Genomic DNA, 15767 nt, shown 5'->3' on the forward strand with positions numbered 1-15767 from the left:
GTGCCCGAAGCCGGAGCAGCCGACAGGGTCGCCGACACCGCACCAGACACCGCGACATTCGTCGCACCCGCCGCCGGCGTGGTCGACGACACCGTCACCGCCGCCGGAGCGGCCGCCGTGGTGAACGACCACGCCCCGCCGGACACCGCGGCCCCTGCCAGCGTCACCGCCGCGGAGTACGACGTCGACGCCGCCAGCGCTGCAGCCGGGGTGAACGTCACCACCCTCGTCGTCGCGTTGTAAGCGGATGTGCCCGCCACCGGACCCGCGGCGCTGGACAGGGCCAACGTCGGAGTGCCCGAAGCCGGAGCAGCCGACAGGGTCGCCGACACCGCACCAGACACCGCGACATTCGTCGCACCCGCCGCCGGCGTGGTCGACGACACCGTCACCGCCGCCGGAGGAGTGGTCGTGGAGGTGGAGAAGACCACGTCGACGAAGTAGTTCGCGGCTTGCCAGGTGTTGGTCGGGAAGCCTCCGGCCGAGGCATAGAGGTATCGACCGTTGTTTGCCGTGCCGGCCGTGAGGGGACCGACGGTGCGCGGGGTGGAGAAGAAGTTTGTCGTGGAGGCGTAGCGGCCGTTGGGTGCGAAGTAGGACACCACGTAGGTCTGGCCGGCGGTCAAGACCACGGGTGTCGCCAGCTGCGCGGTCTGCCAGCCTGACGCCGTCTCGTTGGTGAAGGTCACCGTCGCCAGCCGTTGGCCGGTGGACGACCAGAGCGACCCGGTGTGGGTGCCGGTGTTCGTCGAACCCTTGTAGAACCGGATCGCCGTGACAGAGCCCGATTCGGCCGAACTGAAGGACATGCCCAGTTCCACCGGCGAGGTGTCGTCGGGTGACGCGGCCTGCGCCGGGGTGAGGTTGCCGAGCAGGCTGTACGAGGTGCCGGTGCCGGGTGCTGCGGCCGTGGTGAACGACCAGGACCCACCGGGGAGGGCGGCGCCGGCGAGGGAGACGACCGCGGAATGCGCCGTGCCCGCCGGAAGCGCCGCCACCGGGGTGAACGTGACGACCCGAGTGGAGGCGTTGTAAGTCGACGCACCGGCAACCGCGCCCGCCTCGTCGGATACGGAGAGGGAGGGTGTGCCGGACGCGGGCGCGGCCGTCAGGGTCGCGGACACCGTCGCGGTCGCCGCGACACCGGTTGCGCCGGCGGCGGGGGTCGTCGAGGACACCGCGACGGCCGCCGCGCCTCCTCCGGTGAACACCACGTCGACGAGGTAGTCGGTGGAGGTTTGGTTGGTGGGGAAACCGGCCGCGTAGCTGAAGGTGCCCGCGTTGACGCCCGCGCTGAGCGGACCCCGCGTGTACGCGGCGGAGTACCCGCCCGGTGTCGCGGAGTATTGGCCGACCGTGGTGCGATAGCCGGCGACATACTCCGTGGCAGCCTGGATGCTCACCGGCGACCCGAAGACCAGGGTCTGCCAACCGGAGGTGCTCTCGGCGGTGAACGTTCCCGAGGCGAGGACGGTTCCGTCGGCGGCCCACAGTGTGCCGGTGTGGCTGCCCGTGTTGCCGGGCCCCTTGTAGAACTTGATCCCGGTGATCTGTCCGGCGGTCTGGGCGGAGAAGCGCACGCCCAGGGTCACCGCCTGGTTGTCCGCGACGGTCACCACGCTGGGCGTGGTGCTGTCGTCGTACAGGCTGCACGGGCATCCGCTGCCCGGGGCAGCCTGCACAGTGGTGAACGACCACGTGCCGCCCGAGCTGAGCGCGGCCCCCGCGGCGTCCCTGGCCGCCAGGGTCACGGTATACGTGGTGGCCTCGGCGAGCGCACTGCTCGGCGTGAAGGTGGCGACGCGGGTGGCGGCCGTGTAGCTCGTGCTGCCTGCGACGGCCGTGCCCTGCGCGTTACGCACAGTGAAGGCGACGGAGGAGGCGACGACCTCTGTGGAAATCGTGGCGCTGATGGCCGTGTTGAGGGCGACGCTGGAGGAACCCGGTCCAGGGGACTGGGCCGTCGCCGAGGGGGCGGTGTTGCCCGACCGGGTGAACACAGCATCGACGTAGTAGTTGCTCTGACCGTAGATGTCGGTCGGGAAGTCGCCGTTGGTGTTGTAGACGCTGGCCGGTTGGGCGCCGAAGCCGCCCGCGACGGCAAGGGGCGCACGGGTGACTCCCCGGTAGGCCCAGGGGTCGTCATCAGCTGAATACCGGCCCCTCGGCGCCCAGTATGAGGCAACGTAGGTCGTTCCAGCGGTGACGGTTACCGGGGTGGCGAAAGTGGCGGTCTGCCATCCGGACGCGGTTTCGTTCGTGAAGGTCGCGGTCGCCAGGCGGGTGCCGGTGGAGCTCCACAGCGATCCGGTGTGGGTTCCGGTGTTGGCTGTGCTCTTGTAGAACCGGATGCCGTCGATCGTTCCGTTCTCCGTCGGTGTCACCCGAAGGCCCAGCTCGACCGCGCTGGGGTCCTGCGAGTCGGGCTTGGCCGGAGCCTGGACTCCGAATACAGAGTGCGGCCCGGTGACGGTCACGGCGAGTGTGGTGGGCGTGGTCGGATAGTTGGCGCTGTCGTCGATCGCCCGGATTCGGATGCTCTGGGTGGCGACGCCGTGTTGAACGTAGGTGTGCGACCAGTTCGAGGTGCCTGTCGCCGCGCTCCAGCTGGTTCCGCCGTCAGTGGAGACCTCGACGCCGGCGACGACCCCGCCGGAGTCGGTGGCCGTTCCACTGATCGTGGTGCTGGCGCCGTTGGGCACGGCGGTTCCTGCCGCGGGAGAGGTGACGGTGACAGAGGGTGCGGTGGTATCGGTGCTCGCTGTCGTGGCTACCAGGCCGGCCGCCAACGTGGCGGGGGTGGCACCCATATCGGCCAGCAGGTTCACCTGTGCCTGTTGCATCCGCACGTCTGCCGGTGCGCCGGGGCCGTCGTGCTCCCGGTCGAGCCCCCACGTCCACTGCACGCTGCCGGCCGAGAACACGAGGGCCCCGCTCGGTGCCTTGTAGAGGGTGACATGGTGCGTCGTGCTGCCTTGCCTGACGGTGTTGCCGAAGTCAGTGAGGTATTCCGGCACCGATCCCGTGGTCGTCGACAGCCTGATCAGACCGGCCGGTCGGAAGCCGTTGTCGATGTCTTCGTTTGATTCGTAGCCGACGGTGTGCGGCGCCAAGGCCGCGGAGGTTCCCGCCGCGAGGCTGGACAAACCGGTGTTCCGCCACAGGCGTGTCTTGCCCTCAGCGGCCGAGACCGTGACAGGGAGGTCAGAGTAATTGGACTGGTATTGCGTGCCGGTCAGCCCGTTCTCGGGGAGGCCCCCCCCGTTGACCGAGGACGCAAACCGGGGGTCACGCCAGGTACCGGTCCACTCGGCGGAGGGGTCGATCTTCCGCTGGCTCCAGGTCTCCTTGTAGGACACCAGGGTGCGGTAGGCCGTTGCGCTGCTGTCGGCGGACGGCTCGTACCGGGTCCGCCAGTACACCTCGTTGCCGGACAGGAACTGCAGGTTCACACCGGCGTCTCGTGCGGCCTCCACGTTCTTGCGCTGGGCTCCTGACCAGTACTCGTCGTGGCCGACGGAGAGGAAGACTTCGTGGTTCTTCAGGCTGGCCCCGAAACGATCGGTGTCGACGCCGCTGAAGTAGGAGACGTCATAACCGTTCTTCTCCAGGAACCTGACTGCCGGATACTCATTGCTGAAATAGAAGTCGCGACCGTCGATCCCCCCACGGGTCGCGACGGGCCGGTTGTAGCTGACCTTGTAGGCGCGGCCGTTATCGGCGCCCTGGTAGAAGTCGGAGCCGCCATAGGTGTTGTAGGCCTGCCAGGTGGGGTCGGAGGTCTGGAACAAGACCTGCGACGTGCTGGCCTGGTCCCTCACGACGAAGGTGATGTGGCTTTGGCCACCGGTGTCGGTACGGGTCAGCAGCGCGATGTACACACCGGAGACCGCGTCGGCGGGCACCGGCCAGGATGCCGACAGGGCCCAGTTGCCGCAGTCGTAGAACTCGGTCGCGGCCTCGGTGATGCACTGGGGTTGGTTCTGTGGGAGCGCCGCGGCCGGTGTGACGTCGGCGATCTTCCGGGCGCCGTTGCCCTGATACCAGCCGGTGCGGTAGATCGCAATCGTGTACGCCCGGGCGTTGGTGTCGATCTTGAACCCTACGGTGCCGCCGACGTTGGTGCTGATGTCTGTGGAGAACCCTTGGATGGACGGATCACCGGCTCCGCTGATGTCCCACACCGACGCGGCGGTCCCCGGAAGGGCGTTCTCGCACACGATGGGGTTGGGTGCCGTTCCGCATCCGGCCGCATTCGCCGGCAGCGCCCCGAGCGGGATCAACAGTCCGCTCACGACAACGATGACCGTCGCCAGAGCCTTGGCGGCGAGGGAACCGAACCTCGGGAGGAACGTGGAGGTTCCGGCTCGGCCGTCGACGACGGGCAAACGTTCAGACACGGTGCTCCTCTGATTACCTGTGCGAAAGAACGGGAGATCGGGCGGCAGTCAGCGTGACAGCTGAGTATCGCTCACACCGCACAGAGTGCCACGGGGGCCATAGGCCCGCTCGCCCCCGAAGGGGGGTGTTCGAATCCGCTCGCCGGGGATGCGCACCGTCGGGATCGGTGCAACGATCTCACCCGCCTGAGAGCATCGCTCACTCGCCTGCGCCCGCACTCGGGCTCTGTCGCTACGGCCGACCCCTGTCTGAGGGCCTCGCCCCAACCGTCCCGAAGGCGGGTATCGATGTCGATAACCACAGAACCGCCCACCCCCACCGAAATCTATGACTGCTGCGTCGTCGGAGCGGGACCCGTCGGCCTCTCCCTCGCCCTTGAGGCCGCGAACGCCGGGCTCCGGGTTCTCGTCCTGGACGCCGGGACCCAAGCCGCCAAAGAGGATGCCGCGGCCCGGGCGGCACGTCCTCCGGTGCATGTGCTCGATCCCGCCACGCACGCACCCATCGAACAGGCAACCCGACGCGGGCTCGGCGGATCGTCCTGGTTGTGGGGCGGCCGGTGTGTGCGCTTCGAGGCGATCGACTTCGAAACCCGCGACTACGTCGACGGGAGCGGCTGGCCCCTGAGCCAAGCCGACGTGCTGCCTTCGGAAGCGGCCGCCGCAGCGTACCTGGATTGCGGAGCACCGACCTTCCGGAGCGCCGCCGCGGACTGGGCCGGCCTGGGAGAGGTCAGCCTTTCGCAATTGGAACGCTGGGCACGACAGCCCAAACTGGCGGCCCGGCTCGGCTCCAGGGTTGCCGCGCATCCCGGCATCTCGGTGCTGTGCGAAGCGACCGTCACCGACATCATCATCAACCCTGACGGCGCCGGCGTCACCCACCTCCAGGTGCTCCACCAGAGCCAGACCTTCGCGATACGCGCCGCGACGTACGTCCTGGCCTGCGGAGGACTGGAAACCACCCGACTGCTCTTGACCGTGCAGCGCCGGCTGCCCTCCCACTTCGGTGGCGCCGACGGACCGCTGGGCCGCTACTACATGGGTCATCTCACGGGAAGCATCGCGAACATCCAGCTCACCGACGCGGCGGACATCCGCGACCTCGATTTCAGCCTCGACGACCACAATGCCTACGTCCGTAGGCGCTTCACGTTCTCCGAGCGCACCCAGCGCGAGAGACACCTGTTGAACACCAGCTTCTACGCCGACAACCCGCCGTTCTACGAGGAAGGGCACCGCAACGCGACGCTCTCGCTGGTCTTCCTCGCCCTCTCCCTGGCCCCGGTGGGCCGGCGGATCCTGGCTGAGGGCATCCGTCTGCGCCACATCGGGCCGCGCCCGCGCCGGTACGCACCTCATCTGCTGAACATCGCGAAGCGGCCGTTTCGCGCCGCGGCCGACGTGATAACGATCCTCCGCAAGCGCTACCTCTCACCGGTTCGAAAACCCGGCTTCCTGCTGCGGAACGCCGGGGGCAGCTACGCGCTGCACTTCCACGCCGAGCAGACGCCCAATCCGGATTCCAGGATCCGGCTCAACGGGACGACGGGCGCCGACGGCCAGCCGGGCCTGGACATCGATTTCAGGTACGCGGTGCAGGACCTCGACTCGGTGCTCGCGGCGCACCAGTACCTGGACGAGCAGTTGCGGGCATCCGGACGCGGTCGGGTGGTCTACCTCGACGCCGAGGACCAGAGGGTGTCCTCGGTGCTCGCTCAGGCAACGGATGGATTCCATCACATCGGCACGACCCGCATGAGCGCCGATCCAGGCGACGGTGTGGTCGACAGCGACTGCAAGGTGCACGGCATGGACGATCTTTTCATCGCATCCAGCAGCGTTTTCAGAACCGCCGGCGAAGCCAACCCGACGTTCCTTGCGGTGTGCCTGGCGGTGAGACTGGCGCGGCACCTCTCCGAGGAGTTGGCTGCGCCGGCTGCCGATGCCCCGCCTCGGCCGGTCGAAGCCGCGTAGCCGTTGCAACCTGACCCCCCTTTCAGGTCACAGCGCCGAAATCTGATTGCAGGGTATGGTCAGCTCGTGAGTTGCTGAGGATATATCAGCTCACTCACGAGATCATCTGCGACACCCGCCACAACGTCACACCCGCGCCATCCGACATTTCCGTCACCCAGTACCCGTTTCACTTCCCGCACGAACCTGTAAACCCGAACTGCAGGGGAATCTCCGTGAATACGTCCTTGACGTGTCGACCGATCCGTCGACCCCGAAAATCTCAACCCCCGAACCCGGCCCGGCGAGCCGGCCCCGGGCACGCCTGGTCTGCGGCCGGAAGCTTCGGTCACACATGAGCGCGCCCAAGCCGGGTTCTCCGCTGACCGAAGCGATCCCCCGCGGATACCGCGCTCCGTTACGCCTGGTCAGGCCCGCGACGGTCCCGGTCCCTGACGTTCAGGACACGGCCACGGCCGCCGCCGCCAGCGGCCTGTCCGGTGCGGCGTGGGCACGCCAGTACCGCACCAAGCTCCAGCTCACGGACGCCGCGGTGATCGTCGCCGCCGTCACCGCCGCCTTCCTGGCTCGGTTCGCGTTGGGCACCCCTATCGCGAACACGACCCCGATCCCGCTGTCGGCCTGGGCGGTCATCGGACTGGTGATCGGAACCTGGATCGTCACGCTGTCCACCTTCCGTACCAGGGCGCCGCGGGTCGTCGCGGTGGGAGCCACCGAGTACAAGCTCGTCATCAACGCCAGTGCGCTGGCCTTCGGTCTTCTCGCCATCGCCTTCCTGCTGTTGCAGGTCAACACCGCCCGTGCGTACTTCGTCTTCGCCCTGCCACTCGGGGTCGCGGCCCTGGTCCTGGAGCGGTGGCTCTGGCGCAAGTGGCTCATCCACCAACGCAAGTTCGGTCACTACCTCGCCCGGGCCATCGTCGTCGGCGGCCGGGACGACATCGAATACGTCGTGCGGCAGATCAACGACAAGTCGGGCGCCGCCTATCACGTGGTGGGGGCGGCGCTGGAGGACGAGAACACGACCAGCGTCACGTCGGCCGGGCACCGGGTTCCCGTGGTGTCCGATTTCGCTCACGTCGCCGCCGCGGCGCAGTCGTTGGGGGTCGATGCCGTGATCGTGGCCGGGCATCCGAGCCTGGGAAACACCTTCATCCGCAACCTGGGCTGGGACCTCGAGAAGACCTCGGCAGAGCTCGTGCTGTCGAGCCGCTTGACCGACGTCGCCGGTCCCCGCATCCACTTCCGCCCGGTCGAGGGCCTTCCCCTCATCCACGTCGAGATCCCCCAGTACGACGGCGCCAAGCACGTGCTCAAGCGCGCTCTGGACATCACCCTCGGCGCCACCGCGCTCCTGGTGATCAGCCCACTGCTCCTCGTGATCGGGGTCCTGGTCAAGCTGGACAGCCCAGGACCCGTCTTGTTCCGGCAGGAGCGGGTCGGTCGCAACGGCCGCACCTTCCACATGATCAAAATTCGTTCGATGGTGCGAACGGCCGAAGACGATCTGGCCGGGTTGCTCGACAAGAACGAGGGCGCCGGGGTGCTTTTCAAGATCCGCAGCGACCCGCGGATCACCCGGGTGGGCCGGGTCCTGCGCAAGTACTCCCTCGACGAATTGCCGCAGCTCTGGAACATCGTGGTCGGCCAGATGAGCCTCGTCGGGCCGCGCCCACCGTTGCCCGCCGAGGTCGAGAACTACGAGTCGCACATGCACCGGCGTTTGTACATCAAGCCCGGTCTCACCGGCATGTGGCAGGTCAACGGGCGCTCCAACCTCAGCTGGGAGGAAAGCGTTCGCCTCGACCTCTATTACGTCGAGAACTGGTCACTGGCCGGCGACCTGATGATCATCTGGCGAACCGTGAAGATCGTCATCCGCCCCCTGGGGGCCTACTGACATGGCGGCCCCCGGCCACACCGATCCGGTCACCCCCTCGAACGTGGGGGCGCTCCGGATCGCGATGATCGGCACCCGAGGCATCCCGGCCGCGTTCGGTGGATTCGAAACAGCGGTGGAGGAGGTCGGCCGTCGACTGGTCGATCGTGGGCACGCCGTGACGGTCTACTGCCGCTCCCGCAACTCGGCGCCTGGCCACCTCCCCCCGGCCACCGTCTACCTGGGAATGCGTCTCGTGCATCTGCCGGCACTGCGTCTGGGCGCATTCGGACCGCTCAGCCACACCGCTTTCTCGGTGGCACACGCCGCCACCGGGTCGCGCCCGGATGCCGCGTTCGTCTTCAACTCGGCGAACGCACCATTCGTGCCGTTCCTGCGCAGACGCGGCATCCCGACAACCGTGCATGTCGACGGCCTCGAGTGGAAGCGGGACAAGTGGGGCGGGACTGCCCGCCGCTACTACCGCTGGGCCGAGCAACAGGCGGTGCGATGGGCAGACGCCCTCATCGCCGACGCGCCGGGCATCGTCGACTATTACCACGCGGAGTTCGCCATCCCCACGGAGCTCATCGGCTACGGGACACATCTCCTACAGAATTCCCCGGCGACGCGGCTGGCCGAATTGGGCCTGCGGCCCCATGGTTATCACCTCGTTGTGGCCCGCTTCGAGCCCGAGAACCATGTCGACGTGATCATCGACGGCTACCGGCGCAGCAGTGCCGCTCTCCCCTTGGTAGTCGTGGGTTCCGCCCCGCATCCAGGCGCATACGCGCGCAAAATCACCGCCCTGGCCCACGACCCGCGGGTGCGATTGCTCGGCAGGCTGTGGGACCAGGACCAGCTCGACCAGCTGTACGCCCACTCGGTCAGCTATCTGCACGGCCATTCCGTCGGGGGAACGAACCCGTCGCTCCTGCGCGCGATGGGAGCCAGGACAGCCGCAATCGCCTGGGATGTCAGGTTCAACCGCGACGTGCTCGGCGTGTATGGAGCGTATTTTCGGGACGCCGGGACTCTCGCGGCCCTGATCGAGGACGCCGAGCTGAATCCCCACCACACCCAGGAGGTCAGTGAGGCTCTGCAGCGTCGCGCCGCCGCCCTGTACAACTGGGGCCACGTCACCGACAGCTACGAAGATCTCGCCCGTCGCCTTGTCTCCGGATACAGCACCCAGGGCAAAAGCCCGGGACGCACCGGTCGCTCTCCCCGAAGAGGACGCACCGGTGCGCGGCCGCCGTCCACCGTGGCGCGAGGCGCTCTGTGACCATGTCGGCGGACCGGAGTTCGGGTGCCGCTGCCCGCTGAGCTGGGGATCGTTGTCGTCAACCACGGCGAACCCGATCTTCTCGAGCTCAATCTGGTCGGAATCGGGCGGCGCGCGCGCACCGGACGGGTCGTCGTCGTCGACAATTTCAGCGGGCTCGCCAACCGCGAAGCGACGACGGTGTTGTGCGCTCGCGAAGGCTGGACGCTGATCGCGCCGGGAATCGACCTCGGCTTCGGAGCCGCGGTCAACGCCGGGGTGCGGCTGCTTCGATCGCACGGCTGTGATCGCCTGTTGATACTGAGCCCCGACGTGCGCATCGACGAACCGGGGATGCTCACGCTGGCCCAGGGCTGCTCAGCAGAACCCCAGCGCATCCTGAGCCCTCGCATCGTCGGCACGGATGGCTCCTTGTGGTTCGGCGGCGGCACCGTGGACATCCGTCGTGGCCGCGCGCTGATGGCCGATGATGCGGATAGTTCCGCGCCAGGAGGCTGGCTCAGCGGGGCGTGCCTGATGATCCACGCCTCCCTCTGGGATTGGCTGGACGGATGCGACGAGGGCCATTTCCGCTCGTGGGAGGACGTCGATCTGTCCTGGCGTTGCGTGGCCGCCGGCGGCTGCCTCGCGGTGCACAGCGACGTCACCGCGGTGCGGAGCACCCGTTCGTTCCCGGTCGCCGGAGTGGTGTCGCCGCTAGACGTCTACTCCGCCTGCCGCAGCCGGCTGACATTCGCCGCACGTCACCTCGGCCGGCGTCACATCGTGCAGTGGCTCCTAGCCAGCCCGGGGTACGCCGTCAGCGTGCTGCGCAACGGGAGGCACCGCTCCCGGGCGGGTCGGCCGGGCGCGCTACTGGTCGCCGCCGTGCGTGGCACCGCCGCCGGTGCCGGGACGGCGCTCCGGACTATCGGCGCTGACACGCACGGTACCGGCGGTCACCGTGTGCACGCAGAACAGACGGCCGCCGGGTGATGCCGATCTTGACCCCGCAGGCTAGTTCGCGAAGCGGTCGGTGGCGTCGAGCAAAGCGGCGCGGATGCCGGGCTCCTCGAAGGAATGGCCGGCATCCGGGATCATCTGGAAGTCGGCCTCCGGCCAGGCCTGATGCAACGCCCAGGCGGTGAACGCCGGCGTGCACATGTCGTAGCGGCCCTGCACGATGACTCCGGGAATGTCCTTGAGCTTGGCGGCGTCACGGAGCAGCTGCTCGGGTTCGAACCAGCCCTTGTTCATGAAGTAGTGGTTCTCGATGCGGGCAAACGCCACGGCGAAGGCCGGCTCGGTGAACCGCTCGATGGTCTCCGGCTGTTGCAGCAGGGTGATGGTGGAGGACTCCCAAGTGGACCAGGCCACACCGGCGCGTTCACGGGTTGACTGATCGGGGTCGTGCAGCAGGCGGCTGTACGCCTCGATGAGCCGTCCCCGTTCGTCGACGGGCACCGGCGCGATGAAACCCTCCCACAGATCGGGGTAAATGGCCGCGGCTCCCCCCTCGTAGAACCAGTCCAGCTCGATCGGGCGCAGGGTGAAGATGCCGCGCAGAACGAGTTCGGTGACCTTCTCTGGGTGTGTTTCAGCGTAGGCGAGCCCCAGGGAACTGCCCCAGGAACCGCCGCAGACCAACCACCGGTCGATGTCGAGGTGCTCGCGGAGACGCTCGATGTCGGCGACCAGGTGCCAGGTTGTGTTGGCTGTCAGGTCGGCATCCGGCGCACTGGCATGCGGGGTGCTGCGGCCGCAGCCGCGCTGGTCGAACAGCACGATGCGGTACTTCTCAGGGTCAAACACCCGCCGCTGGGTGGCGCTGGACGCGCCGCCCGGCCCGCCGTGCAAGTAGACGGCCGGCTTGCCGTTCGGGTTTCCGGACACCTCGTAATACAGGGTGTGGCCGTCGCCGACCTCGAGCATGCCGGTGTCGTACGGTTCGATCTCGGGGTAGAACTCTCTCATATGTCGAGCCTACGGCCCGGGCCGGGGGCTCGCGGCGCACCCCGCGCCGGGGTGCGCCGCAGGAAACCGTCGTACCTCAGGCGTCCCGACGCTTGAGCAGCACCGCGGCGCCGACCAGCGAGACGGCCACCCAGCCGAGCACGATGAGGACATTCTGCCAGGTCTCAAAAGTGGCACTGGTGAAGCCGTTGAGCCCGAAGATGGCCAGGCCGGCGTTGGAGATCAGGTACGGGAGCAGGTCCGCCAACCACTGGGCAGGGATCATCGACAACACGATCGGCAGCAGCAGCAGGATGCCGAGGGCTGCGGAAATGCCGCCGGCGCTGCTGCGTAACATGGCGCCGACGCCCAGGGCGAAGACGGCGACCAGCGCGAGGTACAGCGCACCGCCGAGCAACGGGAGCAACAGGTCGGGGTCGGTCGGGCTGGCCGTGATTTCCTTGCCGGCCAGGATCGGGGCGGCCACGAGATAGGACCCGAGGGTGCTGATCAGGCCGACCACGAAGGTACAGACGAAGAGCACAACGGCCTTGGCCGCCAACATCGGCAGCCGCCGAGGAACGGCGGTGATGCTGGACCGGATCATGCCCGTGCTGTACTCGCCGCTGATCGCGAGCACGCCGAGGACCGCCACGACGAGCTGGCCGAAGAAGACGCCGAAGGTGGCGGCCTGGGCGAGCATGCTCGTCTGCACGGCCGCGGGCAGAGAACCGCCCTCGGTGGGCAACGCGGCCGACATGAGTGCAGCCATGCCGAGGGAGATGACGATGACGGTGGCGTACGACCAGATGGTGGAGCGCACCGTGCGGAGCTTGATCCACTCCGAGCGCAGTTCACCACCGAAACTGAGGCCGGGTCCGGAAGGGACGAAGGCACGGACGGGGGCCGGGGCGATCGTGGTCATCGGACACTCTCCGTAAGGTCTGCAGCCGAGTGTTCGGCGGCGGGGTCATCGGAGGTGCCGCCGGTGCGGTACTCCACGTCGTTCTGGGTGAGGGACATGTAGGCCTCCTCGAGGGACGCGCTGATCGGCGTCAGCTCGTGCAGGGCAATGCCGGCACGGGCGGCCTGGTTGCCGATGTCGGCGGCGGTGATGCCGACGATCTCGAGCAGGTCTGCCTCGGTGCGGGTGACGGTGATGTCGGCGCTCTGGAACAGGGCGGCGAGCTCCGGCGCGTACGGGGTGCGTACCCGCACGACCTTGCGCGTGGCGGCGCCGATCAGTTCGGCCACCGGGGCATCCGCGATGACCTTGCCGCGGCCGAGCACGATGAGGTGGTCCGCGGTGACGGCCATCTCGCTCATCAGGTGGGAGGAGAGCAGGACTGTGCGGCCCTCGGCGGCGAGGTGGCGCACCAGATGGCGCACCCACTGCACGCCCTCGGGGTCGAGCCCGTTGACGGGTTCATCGAGGATCAGCGTGGCCGGGTCGCCGAGCAGCGCCGCGGCGATGCCGAGACGCTGGCCCATGCCGAGCGAGAAACCGCCGACGCGCTTGCGGGCGACGGAGTCGAGTCCGGTGAGTTCGATGACCTGCTTGACCCGGCTGGCCGGAATGGAGTGTGTCGCAGCCATGGCGAGCAGGTGGTTGTAGGCGCTGCGGCCGGTGTGGATGGCCTTGGCGTCAAGCAGCACCCCCACTTCACGCAGGGGCGCCTTGTGCTCGCGGTATTGCTTGCCGTTGACGGTGACCGAGCCGTGGCTGGGCCGGTCCAGGCCCACGATCATACGCATGGTGGTGGACTTGCCGGCCCCGTTCGGGCCCAGGAACCCCGTCACCCGGCCGGGCTGCACTGTGAAGTCGACGGCGTCGACCGCGGTCTTGCTTCCGTAGCGTTTGGTCAGGGACTGTGCCTGAATCATCCGGTTCCTCTTCCCGTCGGCGGGGACGGAACGCATGCCGCGTCGACCCCACAGACGAGAGTATGACGCCGGACCGGGCGCCCGCATCCGTCGAGCGGATGGTTACGGGGCGCCGCCCCTCATCCTCTGGCCGGACCGGACCGGACCGGGCAGGGCCGGCGGGTCAGGGGCGGCGGACCGGTTTTTCGGGGACGGGGGCGGTGCCGGCGGCCCGCTGTGCGCGGTAGTAGGCGCGGGCCTCGACCTGGCGTTCGCGTTCGGCCCCGGTGGCGATCGGTGCCCGCAGGTGTTCGGGGGCGTAACCGAACGCGTCGACGAGGTCGAGAGCGTGCGGCCGCAGCCTGGAGATGATGCGGTCGATGTACGCCGTGACCGCCAACGCCCGTTTGCCGGAGAGCCGTCCGTTGATGAGGTACCAGGCCGCATGTTCCTCGATCAGGCGCAGGCCGAACAGGTCGCGCAGCCAGGTGAGCACCTGCCGGGTGCCCGCGTGGGTGGTCGTCTCGACAGCGCGGGTGAACGCCTCCCACTGGAGAAGCTCCGCGTGGGCGCGGGCCGCCTCGATCAGCTCGTTCTGGTGGGAATTGAAGAGAGCGGCCGCCTCCTTCTTGGGCAGCTTGCTGGCGTTCCGCAACGACTGGGCGATGGCGGCGATCATGGTCTCGACCCTGTCGGTGAGCAGGGCTCGTTGGGTTCCGGTCTCCCGCAGCGCTCCGACGCTGCGCGCCGTGGAGCCGAAGTCGGCGACGGACTGGCCGAGTGTGCGCAGGCCGGTGCCATGGTAGGCGCGCCCCGCGGTCTGTTGCACCACGTACCTGGCCATCGCTCCGGCATCCGCGCCGGCGAACTTGCGGTTGTAGTCGGTGAGCAGACGCTTGGCCACCAGCTGCAGCAAAACGTTGTTGTCGCCTTCGAAGGTGGCGTAGACATCGAGGTCGGCGCGCAGCCCGACGAAGCGGTTCTCGGCGAGGAAACCGGCGCCGCCGCAGGCCTCCCTGGACTCCTGCAGAGTGTCCAGGGCGTTCCAGGTGGACAGCGGCTTGAGGGCCGCTGCGAGGGTTTCCAGGTCCTGCCTGTCGATATCCGTCGCCGCGGCGCCGCTGAACACCTGGTCGAACTTGACCAGGAACTCGTCGTGCGCGAAGGTCTGCGCGTAGGCGGTGGCCAGGCGCGGGATGAGGCGGCGCTGGTGGCGCTGGTAGTCGAGGATGACCTCTTCATCGGTCTCGCTGCCGGCGGTGAACTGGCGGCGTTCGCTGCCGTAGCGGATGGCGATGGTGAGCGCCAGGGCGGAGGCCTGGGTGGCGGCGCCGTCGAGGGACACCCGGCCCTGCACGAGGGTGCCGAGCATGGTGAAGAAGCGCCGGCCGGGGCTGCCGATCGGGCTGGAGTAGCTGCCGTCGACGGCGACATCGCCGTACCGGTTGAGCAGGTTGGTGCGCGGGATGCGCACCTGGTCGAAGTGCAGCCGGCCGTTGTCGATACCGTTCAGGCCGCCCTTGAGGCCATCGTCCTCGCCGCCGATGCCGGGCAGGAACGCCCCGGTGGAGTCGCGGAGCGGCACGTAGAAGGCGTGCACGCCGTGGTTGACGCCCAGGCTGATCAGTTGAGCGAAGACCACGGCGGCGGTGCCGTCGATGGCGGCGTTGCCGAGGTAGTCCTTCCAGGCCGCCCGGAACGGGGTGTGCACAACGAACTCGCCGGTGGCCACGTCGAAGGTGGCGGTAGTGCCGATGGCGGCGACATCCGACCCGTGGCCGGTCTCGGTCATCGCGAAGACGCCGGGCACTGCGAGGGACATGATGTCGGGCAGCCAGGTTTCGTGATGCACGGTGGTTCCCAGGTGTAGCACCGCGGCGCCGAACAGCCCCCACTGCACACCGGCCTTGATCTGCAGGCTCGGGTCGGCCGTGACGAGCTCCTCGAATCCGGCGATGTTGCCGCCGTGGTCATCCGAACCGCCGAGCGAACTCGGGAAGGCCCGGTGCACGTGGCCGTTGTCGGCGAGGATCTTGAGCTGACCGAGCACCCGCAGGCGGTGGTCCGCCATGGACTGCCCCTCGATGCGCTGCAGGTCAGGGCGGGCGGTGAGCTCGCGGGCCTTCAGCCGCACATCGGCCCAGGTGCCGAGCAGGGTTCGCGACAGGGCGGGCAGGTCGATGCGCGGGGCGAGCGGGTCGCCGGCGACCCGGACGGGCCCGGTGTCGGTGCGGGTGTCGGTGCCGACCGCGTCGGGCCGGGCGGGAGTGGGGCGCTGGGCAGTGTCAACCATCATTGGTCCTAACGTCGGCGCGGAAGTCGAGTGTTCGACCACGTTAGATCGGGGGCGCCGAGTGCGGAAATAGTGCGTGACGGGGCTACAAAGAAGGGCGCGGCGCGGCGCACTCGGACTGTAGCTCTTCTACAACAA

At 68.4% G+C, this 15767-nt stretch carries 9 protein-coding genes; 4 read left to right on the forward strand and 5 right to left on the reverse strand.

Features of this window, described 5'->3' with window-relative positions:
* The coding region (locus E3T22_RS02325) for a DUF4082 domain-containing protein (RefSeq protein ID WP_241983571.1) at positions 1-4400 on the reverse strand (4400 nt) is incomplete at its 3' end.
* A gap of 288 nt (positions 4401-4688) precedes the next feature.
* On the opposite strand from E3T22_RS02325, the gene E3T22_RS02330 reads away from it, so the two are divergent.
* The 4 genes from E3T22_RS02330 to E3T22_RS02345 all read left to right on the forward strand — a co-directional run bounded on the left by E3T22_RS02330 (position 4689) and on the right by E3T22_RS02345 (position 10516).
* Positions 4689-6377 carry an FAD-dependent oxidoreductase gene (locus E3T22_RS02330; RefSeq protein ID WP_088457347.1) on the forward strand — a complete coding sequence of 563 codons (1689 nt, stop codon included), beginning with the start codon at positions 4689-4691 and terminating at the stop codon, positions 6375-6377.
* 334 nt (positions 6378-6711) lie between these two features.
* Positions 6712-8277 (forward strand): sugar transferase, encoded by a 1566-nt coding sequence (locus E3T22_RS02335; RefSeq protein ID WP_088457348.1) that lies wholly within the window; start codon positions 6712-6714, stop codon positions 8275-8277.
* A gap of 1 nt (position 8278) precedes the next feature.
* On the forward strand, positions 8279-9541 hold the full coding sequence (locus E3T22_RS02340) for a DUF1972 domain-containing protein (RefSeq protein ID WP_134480196.1): 1263 nt from the start codon (positions 8279-8281) through the stop codon (positions 9539-9541).
* 24 nt (positions 9542-9565) lie between these two features.
* The gene (locus E3T22_RS02345) at positions 9566-10516 is read left to right on the forward strand and encodes a hypothetical protein (RefSeq protein WP_134480198.1); all 951 of its coding nucleotides are present in this window, start codon (positions 9566-9568) and stop codon (positions 10514-10516) included.
* Positions 10517-10537: 21 nt separating this feature from the next.
* Here E3T22_RS02345 and pip read toward each other — a convergent pair whose 3' ends face one another.
* The 4 genes from pip to E3T22_RS02365 all read right to left on the reverse strand — a co-directional run bounded on the left by pip (position 10538) and on the right by E3T22_RS02365 (position 15629).
* On the reverse strand, positions 10538-11494 hold the full coding sequence (pip, locus tag E3T22_RS02350; RefSeq protein WP_088457351.1) for a prolyl aminopeptidase: 957 nt from the start codon (positions 11492-11494) through the stop codon (positions 10538-10540).
* 76 nt (positions 11495-11570) lie between these two features.
* A complete protein-coding gene (locus tag E3T22_RS02355) occupies positions 11571-12398 on the reverse strand; it encodes an ABC transporter permease subunit (RefSeq protein WP_088457352.1) in 828 nt (275 codons plus the stop codon).
* A complete protein-coding gene (locus E3T22_RS02360; protein ID WP_088457353.1) occupies positions 12395-13357 on the reverse strand; it encodes an ABC transporter ATP-binding protein in 963 nt (320 codons plus the stop codon). Before E3T22_RS02360 ends, E3T22_RS02355 begins: the two co-directional genes overlap by 4 nt.
* Positions 13358-13520: 163 nt before the next feature.
* Positions 13521-15629, reverse strand: a complete 2109-nt coding sequence (locus E3T22_RS02365) for an acyl-CoA dehydrogenase (protein WP_088458130.1) — start codon at positions 15627-15629, stop codon at positions 13521-13523.
* Positions 15630-15767 lie beyond the last annotated feature (138 nt).

It is taken from the genome of Cryobacterium sp. TMB3-10 (genome assembly GCF_004402305.1).
GTDB lineage: Bacteria > Actinomycetota > Actinomycetes > Actinomycetales > Microbacteriaceae > Cryobacterium > Cryobacterium zongtaii.